Below are 16,924 nucleotides of genomic sequence, written 5' to 3' on the forward strand. Positions count from 1 at the left end.
AAGCATGAACATACATACAGGAGAAATACAATTAGTGCCGTATAAGGAGCAATATAAAGAGATAATACAATCATTTACTTTACCAAGTGAACAAGTTCAATTTACGGCGAATCCAGGTGAATTACTGGAGAAAGCGAAAAATGATCGAACGAAAAATGTAGTTGTTATTTTAGACTATAACGGAGTACCTGTCGGTGTATTTATATTACAAACAGGTGATAGGGTACAGGAGTTTACAGAAAATAAGGATGCCATACTTTTAACTTCTTTTTCCATTAATTACAATAAACAAAATAAGGGATATGCTAAAAAATCATTGGCGTTATTACAAGACTTTGTAAAATATTATTATCCAGTAAAAAATGAAGTGATTCTTGCTGTAAATGAAAAAAACATTCCGGCACAAAAGTTATATGAGAAAGTTGGATTTCAAGATAAAGGGTTTAGAAGAATGGGACCAATTGGACAACAATTCATATTACATTTACCTATAACGAGATAATGAGATAACAAAGCTTACTCTTGAAAAAAATCATGTAGTAAGTTTTTTAATTTGAGATATTTTCCGTACATGATATGTTAGATGTATTAAAGTAAGTATTCGAGAAGCATGAAGGTGCAAAACAATTCGATTGTTAAGCATTTAAATACGTGAGGGGTAATCATATGACAATTTATATTGCACTACTACGGGGAATTAATGTAGGTGGACATAAAGTAATCAAAATGGCAGATTTGAAAATAATGTTTGAATCAATAGGGTTAAAAAGAGTGAAAACATATATTCAAAGTGGAAATGTAGTGTTTGAGTCAGAAGAAGAGATAAGTTTTTTAAAGGAACGAATTGAATGTGAAATTAAGAACGTTTTTGATTTCAATGTTCCAGTCATGTTACGAGCAAATGATGAATTTATTAATATTATTAAAAAGTGTCCTTACGAGACCCATTCGTTATTAGAAGGAGAAAGTGTACATGTGGCCTTTTTAGCTAATCCACTTTCTGAAGAAGACAGTAAGCGGTTACTTATGTACAAAAGTGACATAGAAGATTGCCATATCGAAGGAAGAGTAGTGTATTTATTTTTCAAAAAAAGCATTCGTAATTCTAAACTAATGAACCAGTTTCAAAAATTACATACGCCAGGTACAGTAAGGAACTGGCGGACTGTGAATAAGCTGAAAGCAATAGCAGAGGGTTTTTAAACATAAAAAAGTGGTTTTCTGTAAATAGAAAACCACTTTTTTTATTTATATTGTTTGGCGACAATGAGTTCAACGATAGGATAAATAAAGAATGAAGAACAAAGTGCGATAAAAAGGGGAAGGTTTTTTACACCATCCAAATTGGAACCCATAGAAAATCCTTCTGACCAGAATAATATAAGAAACATAACACCTACAAGAACAAAATACGCGATTTTAAAGCTTTTATATGTAATTTGTTGTCCCATTTCATCTTGACTTTCTTTTGATACTCCGTTTGGATCTCCCCATGTAATATGATTTATTAAATTACTAAGTATTAAAGAAGCAGCGAAAATTGTCCCGCCAAAAATCGAGCCTTCAGTTGCATATTTGTATGCGCCATGTCCGAGTATCGCGATTAACGATAAAACAATGATTACAAAAATAATCTTTTTAGTATTCAATATATAATTGCACCTCCACCATTGTAAAAAACTCTTTACATCTATAGTATAAAATTGGAAAAGTCTTATGTCAAATGTTTTTTACATATGAAGTGAGTGTTTATAATTTTTTATTTTTGGGATAAATAAAAAATTAAATTACATTTGAATGTAAAAGAATGGGCTCGCATATATTTGGAAGGGATGTCAGATTAATTTAGGGGGTAGTTATGTCTATTCTTTTAAAAGCGGGTGCAGATGCAGGAAATAATGGTTTGAAGTTAATGGTGAAAGGGCAGGAACCTATTTTTATTCCGAGTATTTATTCCTTATATATAGGTGAGTCTACGGGGTTGTTAGATGAGGGTGAAGTTTCATCGTCAGAATTAGAGAATCACATTGATGTGACCATTAGTTCTCCATCGCTAATGTTAAATAATGTACGATACATCGTTGGAGAAAAAGTGATTCAAGATCAATTAAAAGGTACTGAAGTGGAGAAGAAATCAAATAAATCTACTGATGAGTTAATGGTTATTACAATCCTTTCAGGTTTAGCGATAAGTGCTATGCGTCAAAGCCCTACTTCCAGTCATATTAATATTCGTTATGATTTATCTGTTGCTCTTCCAATGCAACTTATTACACAGGAAATTGCTGCTGAAAATGCGAAACGGTATATGGGTAATCACAAGGTCATATTCCATTATCCAAATGGACGCGATGTTACGATTAATGTTTCTATTGAGTTTTGTAAATGTCTACCTGAAGGCGCTTCTGGGACGTGGGGGATTGTGTATGATGAGGAAGGAAATGTTGTGAAACATAAAATAGAATGTGAACAAAATCAAGTTTCAGAAATTGATTTTGTAGATAAAACTTTATTGTCTTTTGATATTGGCGCGGGGACAACGGAAGAAGTTGTTTCATTAGGGGTAAATTTCCGTCCGCAATTAAGTAAAGGATTATCATATGGTGTAAAAGAAACTTTACTACAAATTATTACGAGATGGAATCGAAAATATCCTACGAAAACGATTGATAGTATTACAGAATTTAATCAAATTTATTTAAATGAAAAGCACCCAAGAAATGCATTGTTAGTTGAGGAATCGCAACCAGCGTTTTTAGGTTTAGCAGCACGTGTCGCAACGGATATTATTAACAAAATTGATGATATGAAAGACGATCCATATGTATTTATTTATGGTGGGGGTGCAGTTATTATTAAAAATAGCTTAAAAATGATTTTGAAACAAAAAGGACGCTTGAAAAATGTAATTTTTGTAGATAACCCGTTATTCACCAATGCTCGTGGGTTATTAGTATATACATGCTCGCCAAAATATAGAGAGCATAAGCAAAAAGAGTTAGGGTTTACAAACTTAACGATAAGTTAGTTGGTGGAAGTATGCGATCTAGGCGATATAAACGTGGTGATCGAGTGAAAATTAATATTAATAAATCAGTATCGCCTGAAATGATTGCTTGGCTTAATAAACAATCTAATCCAACTAATTTCTTTTTCTTTGCGGCCCAGCAATTATTTAAACAAGTAGGAGATATTGATGTATCAAAAACCTTGCCAAGTAGCCATGTTTTTTCTTTATATATAGAACCATCATCTCTATTAAAAGTTGAAATGAATCCATTTAAACACGTACCACTAGAAAATAGTAAATCCGCCGAAAATGTAAAAAAAAAATCGTGGGAATCTGTTGACCAGTTAGATTGTCCATTTTTTTAAGCATAGAAAAATATAGGTAGAGCCCATCACTATACATACGAATGCAGTGATGGGTTTTTGATATTGTATCGTAATCTTTATAAAGTGAAACTATAATCAGTGGGGGTTTTGTTCATCCCCCACTGATTATTAGCCTTCACCAATCGGGCGTTTACGGGCAGTTTATCTCCCACCTAATTTCTTTGCTTCAGCTGAATTTTGAGGTGGGAGTTTTACTGCCCACAAATAGCGGGATAAATAGAAGGGGCAAAACAATTTGTGCCCCTTCTAATAGTTGTTCTTATCTTATACTGGATATATGTTCTGAAACTGCTTTAATAATTTTATCCCAGTCATCGGGATGAATCTCGTGCCCTGTACCTTCAAGGGATAATAGCTTTGAGTTCGGAATTTCATCAATAAGTGCGAGTCCATGTTCAAGTGGAAGAGCTGTATCGTCCGTACCATGAATTACTAAAGTAGGTACTAGTAACGACTTTAGTATACCTTCATAAGAATCATCACCTGTAAGGAGGGCGTGATTAAACATGCTTAATAGATTGTTAGCACGTTCTATTTCTTGCTTTACTTGTTTTAAAGTTCTTGCTTCATCAAATATACGCTTTGATCCACAGAGTAGACGTGATCCTGTAATTAAATATTTCGCTATAACATCTTTATTTGTCCAATCTAAATTTGCACCATTAGCATGATGTGTCAAAATTCTTTCATCCATTGGAGGCAAATCACGAGTATTGTTATCAGATCCAATAACGCTTGTTGCTAGTAATGTTAAGGTCAAAATTCTTTCTGGGTGTTTTACTGCAGCAATTTGAGCAATCATACCTCCTAATGACATGCCAAAAAGGTGTGCCTTGTCAATATGATACGCATCGAGTACTCCGATTGCATCTTCAGCCATATCTGCTACAGTGTAATTGGAAGTCCCAGGCTCATATGTAACAGAACGCCCAACATCACGGTTATCATAGCGAATGACAAACCTTCCTGTGCTAGCCAACCTTTCACAAAATTCTTCATCCCAATAAACCATTGAACACGTAGCTCCCATAATTAATAATATTGCTGGGTTATTAGGATTTCCAAAGCTTTCTGTACATATATCAATACCGTTTACTTTGAAAACTTGTTCACTCATAGCACACTCTCCGTTTCATTTAAAGGTCATTAATAAATAAAGAGAAATATAACTTTGGGTGTTTCTTAGGCGTAAATTAGATTGTATTTAAGTGAAATAAATGTTTTTTGCACTCATGATGCTTAATTAGTAGAGTAGCATAAATATCACCTCCAAACATATTTATTTTCATTCAAGGCGAAAAATTTTGAAAAATAATTGTTTGTTATTAAAATAAACAGCAAGGGGGAGAGGAAATGAAATCAATTGTTATTGATCAATATGGTAGTGTTGAAGAATTACAAGAAAGACAAGTTCCTAAACCAGTTGTTAAATGTAATGAAGTATTAATACGTATACACGCAACATCTGTCAATCCTGTTGATTGGAAAATAAGAAAGGGAGACTTACAAGAAAAGTTGCGATTTTCATTTCCAATTACATTAGGATTAGATGTTGCTGGAATAGTTGAAGAAGTTGGAGAAGATGTGAATCATTTTAAAATAGGAGATAAAGTGTTTACGAAACCTGAAAATATAGGGAAAGGTTCTTATTCTGAATACATTACAGTGAAATCAAATTTAGTAGCGCAAATGCCTAATAATCTTAATTTTGAAGAAGCAGCATCTATACCTCTTGCAGGACTAACAGCTTGGCAAAGTCTTGTTGATTACGCACAAATAAAAGAAAATGACCGAGTATTAATTCATGCTGGAGCGGGCGGAGTAGGGAGTTTTGCAATTCAAATCGCAAAATCATTTGGGGCCTTTGTCGCAACAACTGCAAGTAGTAAAAATGAAGAGTTTTTAAAGTCTTTAGGTGCTGACCTTGTTATTGATTATAAAAAAGATAAATTTGAAGAGCTACTATCAGATTATGATATTGTGTTAGATACAATCGGCGGAGAAGTACAAGAAAAAAGTTTTCAAATTATTAAATCTGGTGGTGTTCTAGTTTCTATCGTTCATGAACCACGTCATGAAGTAAAGGCCATAAAATCAGGGTTTTTATGGTTGAAACCAAGCGGGAAGCAATTGGACGAATTATCTGTTTTGATTGAGCATGGAAAAATTAAACCTATCATCAGTAAGGTTGTTCCGTTTAATGAAGAAGGAATTAGAGAAGCTCATATTTTAAGTGAAAGTCAGCATGTTAGAGGGAAAATTGTAATTACGATGGAATGATATTTACATAAATATACGAGTGGTGACTATATGAGATGAAAATAGTCACCACTCGTATATACTATAATTTTTGCTATCGTGAATACATTTTTGGACATTCATCACCACTTGGTTCGTAAAAGCAATGGCTTTTAAATTGCCCTGCAAACGGCTGATTATACCATTCGGGTGGACAAGCTCCAACTGGACGGAAATACCAAAGAGCCCATCGTGCTGGCCAGCGCCATTCACCTTGTAAAACTTTTCTTGCGATTTCTTTTTCTGATTCACGGGCACGTTGATAAAAGTAACCGTATTGAACTGCTTCGAATCCGCCAGGGCTTTGATATACTGCATCACGCACAGATCGAAGTTGTTTGAAATCTAAGCAATCACAAAATACACGGTTTACTACAACACATCCAACAAGTTGTTCACCTTGTCGTCCTTCGCCCTCAGCTTCAGCACGGATTAAACGTGCTAGTAAATCAACGTCACTTTCGTTGTATGGAATAAGGGGCATTGTAATACCACCTTTCTTTACCTGTTATAGTAAAGAGTGTATGTTTCAAAATGAGCTAAGTGCATTTTTCTTGAAAATAACTACTAATTTTAAAAAGGAGCTTATGCAGATAAAAGCTAATTATTAAAACGAAAAAGGAGAGGTACTATGCATCGTATTCATAAAGAACATATCATTTACGCAATGTCACCAGAAAATAATCCATGTATTGAAGTAGAAATTGGGAGCCGTCTTGTATTTGAAACATATGATTGCTTTGAAAATCAAATTGATTCTGAAGATGTTGTGTTTCAAGAATTAGATTGGAATCGAATAAATCCAGCGACCGGACCTGTACATATTAAAGGTGCAGAACCTGGTGATATATTAGTCGTAACGATTGAAAAGATTAAAATTGCAGAGCAGGGTGTTTTAACTACAGGTGCGAACCTAGGTGTAATGGGTGATGAGCTAAATGAAAATACAGTAAAAATTGTCCCAATACATAATGGACATGTTTCATTTTCAAATGAACTGCAAATTCCAATTAATCCAATGATTGGTGTGATTGGTACTGCACCGAAAGAAGAGAGTATTTCATGTGGTACACCGCATGATCACGGCGGGAATATGGATTGTAAAGAAATCAAAGAAGGTACAACGTTATTATTACCTGTAAATGTTCCTGGTGCTCTTTTAGCATTAGGCGATTTACATGCTGCGATGGGTGATGGTGAAATTGGTGTTAGTGGAGTAGAGGTTGCTGGTGAAGTAACTGTAACTGTTCAAATTATAAAAGAAAAGACATGGCCAATACCAATGGCTATCCAAAAAGAAAAAATAATGACAATCGCTTCTGAGAAATTGTTAGATGATGCAGCTAGTCGTGCTGTACGTAATATGGTGACATTTTTACATGAAGAATTAGAAATGTCTAAAGCTGATGCAACTCTTTTATTATCAGCAGCAGGTAATTTGAAAATTTGCCAAGTTGTGGATCCACTAAAAACGGCGCGGATGGAACTAGGAAGGGAATATGTGGAGAAGTTAGGATTTTCTCTAAATGAATTTCATATTAAATAAGAAAAATAGAAAAGGATACTTTTGTATAAAAGTATCCTTTTTCTATTTTACGGATTTTGTGAAAAGAGGTAGTATTTATATAAGTATATTTGAGATTGTGGATCAAAAAGGAGTTCAGAGATGGTTAAAATTATGATTGTTGAAGATGATATGAAAATTGCGGAGCTATTATCAACATATGTTGCGAAATACGGTTACCAAGGAATTATTGTAACGAATTTTCAAAATGTGTTAGACATATTTTTAGAAGAACAACCGGAGTTAGTGTTATTAGATATTAATTTACCAAGTTTTGATGGTTACTATTGGTGTCGTCAAATTCGCGGGGTTTCTACATGTCCAATTTTATTTATTTCGGCTCGTGAAGGTACGATGGATCAAGTTATGGCGTTAGAAAATGGTGGCGATGATTTTATTCCGAAGCCGTTTCATTATGAAGTTGTAATGGCGAAAATTCGTAGTCATTTAAGACGTGCTTATGGAGACTATGCACCGAAACTAGAAGAACGAATGATTGAGCAACAAGGTCTTAGTTTATATCCCGAAAGACTTGTATTAAAACTTAGGGACCAAGAGATTGATATAACGAGAAACGAAGCCATTTTATTAGAGATGTTAATGAAAAACTATCCGCGTGTTGTGAGTAGGGAAGTATTATTAAATAAATTATGGGATAGTGAATCCTATGTTGATGATAATACATTAAGTGTAAATACAACACGTGTGCGTAAAAAGTTAAAAACGTTACATATTGAAGGAGCAATTGAAACAATTCGTAGTGTTGGATATAGATTACATATTACTTGGGATAATGGTATGGAAAAATGATAAGGTTATTTATACGTGATCATATACCACTTATTTGTTTTACTGCGATCCAACTACTAGCCATATTCTTAGTTTATTGGTTTGATGGGCATAATCATATTTCAACGGCATTATATGCAATGTTTTTAGGTGCTTTTTTTATGGTAAGTTATTTAGTATTTCGTTATTTTACACATCGTTCTTTTTATGAACGTTTAGCAAATCCGTTGCAATCTTTGGATGAATCTGTTCAAAAATCTGATTTTGCAGTTTTATCTACTGCTCTCCAAGATTTGCTCGAAGTACAATATCGACATTATCAAAATCAGCTCCAGTTACAAGAGAGGAAAAATAATGATCATTTAACCTTTATGAATCAGTGGATTCATCAAATGAAAACACCTTTATCTGTAATAGAATTAATTACACAAGATGAAGTGGATTCACGTTTTGAAAGTATTAATGAGGAAACAGATAGGTTGAAAAAGGGGTTAGAGATGGCACTGTATGTCGCACGTTTAGAAGCATTTACACAAGATTTTTATGTAGAAAGAGTACAACTACATAAAATAGTGAATGATTCCGTGCATGAACATAAACGCTTTTTTATTCGGAATTTTGTATACCCAGAGCTTGAAATTGATAAGAGTATTACTGTAGAAAGTGATGCGAAGTGGTTACAATTTTTAATTGGACAAATAATATCGAATGCGATTAAATATTCATCAGGTAGTAGAGAAAAGATTAAAGTGAAAGCACGTAAGGAAGGTAATACAGTTGTACTTGAAATTACCGATAGTGGCGTAGGGATACCGAAGCAAGATTTACCAAGAGTATTCAAACCTTTCTTTACAGGAGAAAACGGTAGAGATTTTAAAGAATCAACTGGAATGGGGCTCTATCTTGTATATGAAATTACGAAACAATTAGGACATAGTGTAGGAATCCATTCAGAGGTTGGTAAAGGTACCGTTGTACGAATAATATTTTTAAATGTGTAAATAAGTGTTCTTGGCTAAAGAACTTTGGAGATAAGTTTTTTAGCCTTATTTTATCCCGCTTTAATGGGCAGTAAGACCCCCACCTCAAAATTCAGCGAAAGCAAAGAAGTTAGGAATCAACTGCTCATAAAAGTCCGATTGGTTCAACTAATAATCAGTGGGGGATGGAGAAACCCCCCACTGATTAAAGTTTCACTTTATAGCGATTATATGAAATGGTAAAAGGTCATCTTAGTATGTATAATGACACGCTAATAAATACGATTGTTAAATTGGAAGGATTTAATAAAAAGCTGATAAATAGTTTTTGTAAGAAAAAAGCCACCTCTTTGAAAGAGATAGCTTCATGAATCCATCCTATGAATAAATGTATCAACATTAATAAGTATAATGTTCGAAGTCGTGATATGTTTTGTGGATTATAATAGAATTAGTCTTTTGTTTTTTCATGATACAGTATTGTAATTAAGTAAACAAACTTAATAATTTATATCCAATTAATCCTAAAATAATGATAGGAACCATCATTAAGAAAGAAGAAATTCGATTAGCATTAGAGCGTTCTAATACAAGAATCAAGATAATTCCGACTATCACTTCGGTATATCCAACAGGTAACATGTGACTATAGTCTTCAAAATTTAAAAGAATGTGAAGTCCATCCGTTACAAAAACTCCACTAATAAGCGCGCTTCCGAATTTATGAAGTGGATTTGTAGTATCTTTCCATAGAAAACCTGCAATTCCAAAGATAGTTCCTCCTATAAATGCACATACAATCCATACAGATATAAAATAAATAGAGTGAGCTACATTTTTAATAACTATTGCATAACCATAATAGCCTAATACCATACCGAGTAGTGCAAGGATACCAGAAAGTATAGCTGTACGCTTAGAATAACTAAAGCTAGCCACAAAAAAGGATGGAACTAACCAAACGCTTCCTAGATTAGCTAATGAATTCCAATTTCCTGGAAGTATACCTTGCCCTAATTTAGTTAGTATACCAACAATTATCCCTACTATAATCGGGATGAGAAAAATCCTTAAAAACATATTTAACTTTGTGATTTTTAATGTCCTGTCCATAAATTCAATCCTTACATTAATATTTTCTACAAACATATAATAGCTTATTACAGGGTGGTAATCAATAAAAATTTATCGAAAAACAATAATTGATTATTGGATAGCGAATAACATTTTCTTTTTATCCTTTTCGGTAAAAAGACTCCATCTGATTTGTGTTACGGGTGAAACCCAACAATTCAGGTGGTGATGAATTGCTATCAGTCAATAGACCAAACACTTTTGTTTGGTTCATAATAATTTTTTGAGGGCGAATATCTGTTTCTTTTTGTCTTGCGATATAATCCGCCCTTAGATAAGGAGGGAATATATCGTAAGATAACGAAATTGGAGAATAATCATCATTCGGTTACTTGAGCCAAAAGGAATTACGATGAAGACCCTGTTCACATTTTGTTCCATTTCGTTCCAAATATTGATTTGTCAAAAGTAATTAACAGTTACAAAATTTCTTGATAAAGATCCGATTCCAGTTTGGTCTAAGGATGATAGAACTCATTATTGTTTTAGCGGCAAACGGATTACTCGTGGTCTGTATCGAAGTAAATCAGGGAAATGTATTCACGCTGATATTAATGGTGCGTTGAATACATTGGAAAAATCAAAAGTTGTAGAATTAGATGACAATCTCAAAGTGAAAACGCCGATTATATTAGAAGTACAAAAACGTAAGGCTGTTGCTTCGCGCATAGCTTAGTGGGTGCGTCAACCATCCATGTGTACTCGACTTGTCGGGGCTTGTAGCACACGCCGGATTCATCTGAGTGGTGGCTTCTTCCATAAGGAAGAATTGCTCTTTTTCGAAAGGGTGGTGCAAGTGGGAAAACAATCGTTCGTTGCCAGTACCAACCAAAAACTTACTTGGGGTGTTACCATAAGGTGGCATGAATGCTAGAGCGTCAAACTGTCTAGCGATAGACGAAAAGACCTAGCGTTCTAACTCAAGCCCCCATTGAAAAGCTTCATCTCAGTGGGGGTAGTTGACTTATAATTTATTAGAAGGAGGGCTTTTTTGCTAGTTGTGAATGTTAGGGGGATTGAAATGGATATTCGTAAAATGAAATATTTCATAACAGTGGCAGAAGAATTAAACTTTAGCCGTGCGGCAGAACGTCTTATGATGGCACAACCGCCTTTAAGTCAAGAAATTCGAAAGTTGGAAGAAGAATTAGGTATTCAACTTCTTCACAGGACAAAAAGGATGGTTGAACTTACCGATGCGGGGAAAATCTTTTTAGAAGGTGCGCGACAAACGTTACTTCAAGTAGATAGAACCATTAAAGAAACACAGCTCGCGGATGAAGGGAAGATCGGGCATTTAATCATTGGTTTTGTCGATTCTACAGAAACAGTTATAGACATATTAAAAACATTTCGAGAACGATTTCCTAAAATACAGCTTATATTACGCGAGATGACAACAGACCAGCAAATAAAAGCGCTATATGAAAAACAAATTCATATTGGATTTATTCGTTCCAAGCAGAATAATGAAATATTAGTTTCCGAAGTTTGTTCTGAGGAATGTTTAAAATTAGTTTTGCATGAAGAGCATCCTTTAGTTTCATTACATAACATTTCAATCAAATCATTAGTTGATGAACCATTTATTTTATTTCCTCGTCATTTCGGTACTAACTTTTATGATTTAATTATTAGTTACTTTTGGGAACATGGAGTAAGTTTAAATATTGTTCAAGAGGCGATCCAAATGCAAACTATTGTGAATTTAGTTGCAGCAGGAATGGGGATTTCTGTCGTTCCATCATCGGTGGAAAGCTATAAAAAATCGGGTGTCATGTATAAAGACATTCAAGAAAATACACCGAAAATAAATTTATATGTTGGATGGAGACAAGATGAAAAGTCTGTCGTATTAGAGAACTTCTTAACAGTTGTTAGAGAGGTTTATACGACTTCGCAATTTGAATTTGAAAAGTAAAGGCCCATCTTGATGGGATGGGCAGTGGGAAAGTTGGATAGGAAAACTCCCATTTTTATTTTAAAGTCACTGAAGATTCAACCTGTTTTACTCGGATCGTACTCAGCGAAACCTTTTAGTATATTATCAATCTGATCCATAATTTCAGGTTGCAATTTAACACTAGAAGCAATTACGTTTTCTCTTATTTGCTCCGGATTTGAAGCGCCAATAATTGCAGAGGAAACAGCTGGATTTTGTAGTACCCAAGCAACTGCGAGTTGTGGTAGGGTAAGATTAGTTTCTTGCGCGATGGGATTGAGTTTCTGAATTGCAGTGAGTACATCATCACTCATCCAACGTTGCACGAGTTTGTGGAAAAATGGTTTACCAGCATCTGAATTAGCACGTGATTGAGTCGGCAAGGGTTTACCAGGTTGATATTTTCCAGAGAGAATACCTTGTGCGAGGGGAGACCATACAACTTGACCAAGTCCCTCACGTTGACATGTTGGTATTACATCAGTTTCAATAACTCGCCACAACATCGAATATTGAGGTTGGCTAGCGATAAGTGGAATGTTCAATTCTCGTGCAAGTGCTGCACCGCGGGTAATTTGTTCTGATGTCCATTCACTTACGCCTAAGTAAAGGACTTTACCTTGTCTTACAAGATCAGCAAAAGCTAACATCGTTTCCTCAAGAGGAGTTGTTGAGTCAAATCTATGTGCATAATAGACATCAATGTAGTCTGTCTGCAACCGATGTAACGATGCATTGCAATTTTCTATAATATGTTTTCTCGATAATCCACGATCATTTTTTCCAGGTCCGGTCGGATGGCATACTTTTGTACATAGTTCTATGCTTTCTCGGCGTATACCTTTCAAAGACCGGCCAAGTACTTCTTCGGCTATAGTGTCCGAATAGACATCAGCAGTATCGAACGTAGTAATTCCGACATCTAGTGCGGCTTTCACACAATCATTTGCAATATCTTCGTTTACTTTTCCACCATGGTTAATCCAGTTCCCGTATGCAATCTTACTTACTGTTAATCCACTGTTTCCTAGTTTACTAAATTCCATTGTAGTATCCTCCTTTTAAAATGATATCTTTATTATAAGAACTGAAATGTAATATGTATAATATATAATTAATGATACATTTATATAAAAATTATATAAGAGAGAGTGCTTAGAAGTTTACTACTAAGGAAATCTAAAGCCAGTAGTATTACAGATGTTGTTTGTGTTTGATCGATATGAAGTGAAGATAAATAGACCTAAAAGAAAGCAATCATTTTCACAGCACGTATAATCGCATTTACTCATACAGTACTACTATGGTACAATATGGTTACTAACGACGGAAAGGAATGATGGGTGGACGATGATTAACTAATCTTATTTTTAAATGTTGAAATTCAATAAATTTCAATTTATAAAAAATAGGATTAGTCTGCCCAATTTCCTTACAACGGTATTGCTATTTATTATGCGTAATAGCTTATTTGGGTATAAATATGTTAACGACTAATCCTGCCAAATTTATTTGGGAGGATTTTTTTATTCTCCCTTAATGAAAGGGATCGGTATTATGAAAGAACTTTTAAAATTAAATGATGTTTATGTTGAAATAAAGGAAAATACTTTGTTAGAGAAAATGAATGTGACAGTTAAACAAGGGGATGTTATCGGATTAATTGGTAAAAACGGTGCCGGTAAATCAACGTTACTTCAATTAATAAATGGGAAGATTGAGCCATCAAAAGGGATTGTTGAATGGCAGCAAATGAATATGACAACGGCATATGTTGAACAAGAAATAGAATCTTTTATTAGTAATGATATGATTGCAAAAGAAGCAGAACTTCTTGCGAAATGGGGCGTGCCAACGAACGATTTTCTAACTTTAAGTGGTGGTGAAAAGCTAAAAGTTCGATTAGCAAAAGGATTTGCCGAAAATCCTAATGTCTTAATATTAGACGAACCGACAAATCATTTAGATGAGATGAGTACGGAATTTCTCATTAAACAAATCAAAAATATGAAAGGTACAGTTATCGTCGTATCGCATGATCGATACTTTTTAGATGTTGTCGCAACAAGAATATGGTCAATTGAGGATAAGAAATTAATTGACCATAGCGGGAATTATACGAGTTATATGAAAGCACGTGAGCATAAAAGAATGACGCAGCAACGTGAATATGAAAAACAACAAAAAAAGATAGAACAAGTAGAAACACATATAAAAGAATTAAGTTCATGGTCACAAAAGGCACACGCACAGTCTACAAAACAAGAAGGAGTTAAAGAGTTTTATCGTGTAAAAGCGAAGCGAATGGATGCGCAAGTGAAGTCAAAACGAAAACGTCTCGAAAAAGAGCTGGAGAAAACGAAAGTAGAACGTGTGAAAGAAGAGTATTCAGTGGAGTTCTCTATTCAAGCGAATAAAAAAGTAGGAAAACGCTTTTTAGAAGTAAAGAAATTAAAAAAAGACTTTCATGGAAAGACATTATTTGAAAACGTTAATTTTACAATCCAGCACGGTGAGAAGGTTGCGATTGTTGGACCAAACGGTAGCGGGAAAACAACATTACTGAAGATGATTATGGGAACGGAAACTGTACAAGGAGAAGTATGGATTTCACCATCAGCAAACATCGGTTATTTAACACAAGAAGTATTTGATTTACCACTGGATAAAACACCAGAAGATTTATTTTTTAAAGAGACATTTGAAGAAAGAGGAAAAGTCCAAAATTTAATGAAACATTTAGGATTCCAAGCTTCTCAATGGAAAGAGCCGATTGAGCATATGAGTATGGGGGAACGAGTAAAATGCAAGTTAATGGCTTATATTTTAGATGAAAAAGATGTACTTATTTTAGATGAACCGACGAATCACCTTGACCTCCCTTCACGTGAACAGCTTGAAAATACATTAGCTGAGTATAATGGAACACTCGTTATAGTTTCTCACGATCGATATTTTCTAGAGAAAACAACTAACACGAAACTCGTGTTTTCAAATAATACGATACAAAAGCAGCTAGAGGAACCTATTAAAACAAGAGATGATATTGAAGAGCTACGTTTAACGTTAGAAACCGAGCGACAAGAAGTATTAGGTAAATTAAGTTTCTTAACTTCTAACGATAAAGAATATAAAGAACTTGATGAACGATTTATAGAACTTACGAAGCAGATTAAGGCGCTTTAATCTAATTAAGGGGGATTAACATGGGAGAAGAGAGTTCGACTAAATTATTTAGAATAGACTGTGGAGATATATACTTGCAAGAGTTTACTATCAAAGATGCGGAGAGTATTTATAAAATATCGAATCAACCGGAAATAGAACAGTTTTTGCCGGACTGGAAATCAACGAAAGAACAGAGGGCTCATTGGATTATCAATGATGAAATACCAGCAAACAAAGCATTTCTTGATGCAGTGACAAAAACGTCTAACATAGATGATCATATATTAAAGCTAGGAATATTTAATAAAGATACAAATGAATTTATTGGATGGTGCTGCACAAGCATTAAAGAAGAACTCCCTTCACCAAATAGAGAAATAATGTATGCTATTTCAAGCGAGTATCAAAGCAATGGTTACGCTACGAAAGCGACTAAAGGGTTAATTGATTATTTGTTTAAAAATACAAATGTAGATGTCCTCAACGCAATTGCTTTAATTAACAACGTACCATCAAATAAAGTTATTGAAAAATGTGGATTTACTTATTTGAGCCAACAGACGATAGAAAACCAACTATATAATCATTATTTATTGAGCAAATCAGAGTGGATAAAAAATATTGCTCTTTAAAAGAATCTATAATGGAATGTAAAAAAGCTNNAGCTTTTTTACATTCCATTATACCTGTTACCATATCAAAGAGACAATTTGGATGGCTTCTTGCCGGATTTTCTCATCAAAAAAACAAGGGGATTAAGCTGTACATGCGATAATCATTTTATAAAAAATCATATATGAAAAGGGGTTTGGATAATTTTGTCGAATGCATTTATCTATGAAAACACCACTTTCTTACTCAACTTATCCTAAAAATGAATCATTTTGAGCTCAAATAGAAGAACGCACGGCAAAAGTGAAGGTGAGCGAAGTTTTGCATATAAAACTTACGGTTGAGTGTTAGTGGATTAAAAGTTTTAAGTTATGAAATAGATTAAATGAGGGAGGGGAACGCATATCATAATTTGGTTTCGTCAATTGCCACAGATAAGTATGGATTTTTCAGAATGGACTCCTTTTATTAAGAATAATTGGTATCAAAAGCATTATATGAAGTTTGTATATCTACTTCAAATAATCATTTTTCTGATACCAAATTACTTTGGAGTAGGTTTCACTCATATTAATATATTGTATCTAATCATAATAGGTATCTTTGTCTTCATCATTCACGAATGTCTACACATTTTGGTCATAAGTAACAAAGGTGATATTAGCTTAACATGTAGTGGAATATTTTTTTGGCTAAATACAAATGCAACCCTATCCAAAGCGAGATTTTGGGTCTTTATGAGCTTACCCATAATTGTATTATCGGTAGCCCCTGCATTTATGTCGTTCTATGTATCAGGAAATATTAAATCAATCATATTATTTGTATGTTGGATAAACGCAATAATTTCCGCCTCAGATATTTACAATTCATTTTTAATTGCAATGAAACCGAAGAACTCAGTATTTTGCAGAGGATATTATCAAGTGAAATAGTATTAAAAGTATTATTTAATTATATTTCAATTTAAGAAATTAGTTAAAAATATAATATTTGAAAGTAAAAAGACCGATAATACAATGGTATTATCCCCTTTAGGTA

The 16,924-nt window shown here is 34.0% G+C and carries 17 protein-coding genes and 2 pseudogenes; 14 read left to right on the forward strand and 5 right to left on the reverse strand.

What is annotated here, in order from left to right:
* Positions 1–4: 4 nt before the first annotated feature.
* The gene (locus B5P40_RS24340; protein WP_113710062.1) at positions 5–502 is read left to right on the forward strand and encodes a GNAT family N-acetyltransferase; all 498 of its coding nucleotides are present in this window, start codon (positions 5–7) and stop codon (positions 500–502) included.
* A gap of 164 nt (positions 503–666) precedes the next feature.
* Entirely contained in the window at positions 667–1,203 is a 537-nt protein-coding gene (locus B5P40_RS24345) for a DUF1697 domain-containing protein (protein ID WP_113710063.1), read from the forward strand.
* 41 nt (positions 1,204–1,244) lie between these two features.
* On the opposite strand, the gene B5P40_RS24350 is transcribed toward B5P40_RS24345, so the two are convergent.
* The gene (locus tag B5P40_RS24350) at positions 1,245–1,649 is read right to left on the reverse strand and encodes a hypothetical protein (protein WP_113710064.1); all 405 of its coding nucleotides are present in this window, start codon (positions 1,647–1,649) and stop codon (positions 1,245–1,247) included.
* 209 nt (positions 1,650–1,858) lie between these two features.
* On the opposite strand from B5P40_RS24350, the gene B5P40_RS24355 reads away from it, so the two are divergent.
* The gene (locus tag B5P40_RS24355) at positions 1,859–3,028 is read left to right on the forward strand and encodes a ParM/StbA family protein (protein WP_002013097.1); all 1,170 of its coding nucleotides are present in this window, start codon (positions 1,859–1,861) and stop codon (positions 3,026–3,028) included.
* A gap of 11 nt (positions 3,029–3,039) precedes the next feature.
* Positions 3,040–3,375 (forward strand): hypothetical protein, encoded by a 336-nt coding sequence (locus B5P40_RS24360; protein WP_016091494.1) that lies wholly within the window; start codon positions 3,040–3,042, stop codon positions 3,373–3,375.
* 280 nt (positions 3,376–3,655) lie between these two features.
* Here B5P40_RS24360 and mleBCA read toward each other — a convergent pair whose 3' ends face one another.
* Positions 3,656–4,513 (reverse strand): BCA family alpha/beta fold macrolide esterase, encoded by an 858-nt coding sequence (gene mleBCA / locus B5P40_RS24365; RefSeq protein WP_061689499.1) that lies wholly within the window; start codon positions 4,511–4,513, stop codon positions 3,656–3,658.
* 236 nt (positions 4,514–4,749) lie between these two features.
* On the opposite strand from mleBCA, the gene B5P40_RS24370 reads away from it, so the two are divergent.
* Positions 4,750–5,676, forward strand: coding sequence for an NADP-dependent oxidoreductase (locus B5P40_RS24370; protein ID WP_002013102.1), 927 nt, complete (start codon positions 4,750–4,752; stop codon positions 5,674–5,676).
* 73 nt (positions 5,677–5,749) lie between these two features.
* Here B5P40_RS24370 and B5P40_RS24375 read toward each other — a convergent pair whose 3' ends face one another.
* Positions 5,750–6,178: a cell wall hydrolase gene (locus B5P40_RS24375; protein ID WP_002013108.1), complete on the reverse strand. Its 429-nt coding sequence runs from the start codon at positions 6,176–6,178 to the stop codon at positions 5,750–5,752.
* Between the two features lie 147 nt (positions 6,179–6,325).
* On the opposite strand from B5P40_RS24375, the gene B5P40_RS24380 reads away from it, so the two are divergent.
* From B5P40_RS24380 to B5P40_RS24390, 3 genes are all read left to right on the forward strand, one after another.
* The gene (locus tag B5P40_RS24380) at positions 6,326–7,240 is read left to right on the forward strand and encodes an acetamidase/formamidase family protein (RefSeq protein WP_113710065.1); all 915 of its coding nucleotides are present in this window, start codon (positions 6,326–6,328) and stop codon (positions 7,238–7,240) included.
* 120 nt (positions 7,241–7,360) lie between these two features.
* A complete protein-coding gene (locus tag B5P40_RS24385; protein ID WP_113710066.1) occupies positions 7,361–8,068 on the forward strand; it encodes a response regulator transcription factor in 708 nt (235 codons plus the stop codon).
* Positions 8,065–9,048 (forward strand): sensor histidine kinase, encoded by a 984-nt coding sequence (locus B5P40_RS24390; protein ID WP_113710067.1) that lies wholly within the window; start codon positions 8,065–8,067, stop codon positions 9,046–9,048. The genes B5P40_RS24385 and B5P40_RS24390 overlap by 4 nt, the downstream gene beginning before the upstream one ends.
* Positions 9,049–9,513: 465 nt before the next feature.
* Here B5P40_RS24390 and B5P40_RS24395 read toward each other — a convergent pair whose 3' ends face one another.
* Entirely contained in the window at positions 9,514–10,140 is a 627-nt protein-coding gene (locus B5P40_RS24395; RefSeq protein ID WP_113710068.1) for a DUF6518 family protein, read from the reverse strand.
* Positions 10,141–10,483: 343 nt separating this feature from the next.
* Here B5P40_RS24395 and B5P40_RS34435 point away from each other — a divergent pair.
* The 3 genes and pseudogenes from B5P40_RS34435 to B5P40_RS24415 all read left to right on the forward strand — a co-directional run.
* Positions 10,484–10,587: pseudogene (locus tag B5P40_RS34435) on the forward strand (IS200/IS605 family transposase); the annotation flags it as partial.
* Position 10,588: 1 nt separating this feature from the next.
* Positions 10,589–10,837 (forward strand): annotated as a pseudogene (locus B5P40_RS24405) (RNA-guided endonuclease TnpB family protein); the annotation flags it as partial.
* Between the two features lie 345 nt (positions 10,838–11,182).
* On the forward strand, positions 11,183–12,082 hold the full coding sequence (locus B5P40_RS24415) for a LysR substrate-binding domain-containing protein (RefSeq protein WP_113710069.1): 900 nt from the start codon (positions 11,183–11,185) through the stop codon (positions 12,080–12,082).
* A 77-nt stretch (positions 12,083–12,159) separates the two neighbouring features.
* Here the strand turns inward: B5P40_RS24415 and B5P40_RS24420 are convergent, their stop codons facing one another.
* Positions 12,160–13,149, reverse strand: a complete 990-nt coding sequence (locus B5P40_RS24420) for an aldo/keto reductase family protein (protein ID WP_113710070.1) — start codon at positions 13,147–13,149, stop codon at positions 12,160–12,162.
* Positions 13,150–13,660: 511 nt separating this feature from the next.
* Here B5P40_RS24420 and abc-f point away from each other — a divergent pair.
* From abc-f to B5P40_RS24435, 3 genes are all read left to right on the forward strand, one after another.
* Positions 13,661–15,289, forward strand: a complete 1,629-nt coding sequence (abc-f, locus tag B5P40_RS24425; RefSeq protein WP_113710079.1) for a ribosomal protection-like ABC-F family protein — start codon at positions 13,661–13,663, stop codon at positions 15,287–15,289.
* 20 nt (positions 15,290–15,309) lie between these two features.
* A complete protein-coding gene (locus tag B5P40_RS24430; RefSeq protein WP_078176751.1) occupies positions 15,310–15,903 on the forward strand; it encodes a GNAT family N-acetyltransferase in 594 nt (197 codons plus the stop codon).
* 420 nt (positions 15,904–16,323) lie between these two features.
* Complete coding sequence (locus B5P40_RS24435) at positions 16,324–16,818, forward strand: DUF3267 domain-containing protein (RefSeq protein WP_002032490.1); 495 nt, start codon at positions 16,324–16,326, stop codon at positions 16,816–16,818.
* The last annotated feature ends 106 nt before the right edge of the window (positions 16,819–16,924 follow it).

It is taken from the genome of Bacillus sp. SRB_8 (assembly GCF_003264205.1).
Taxonomy (GTDB): domain Bacteria; phylum Bacillota; class Bacilli; order Bacillales; family Bacillaceae_G; genus Bacillus_A; species Bacillus_A mycoides.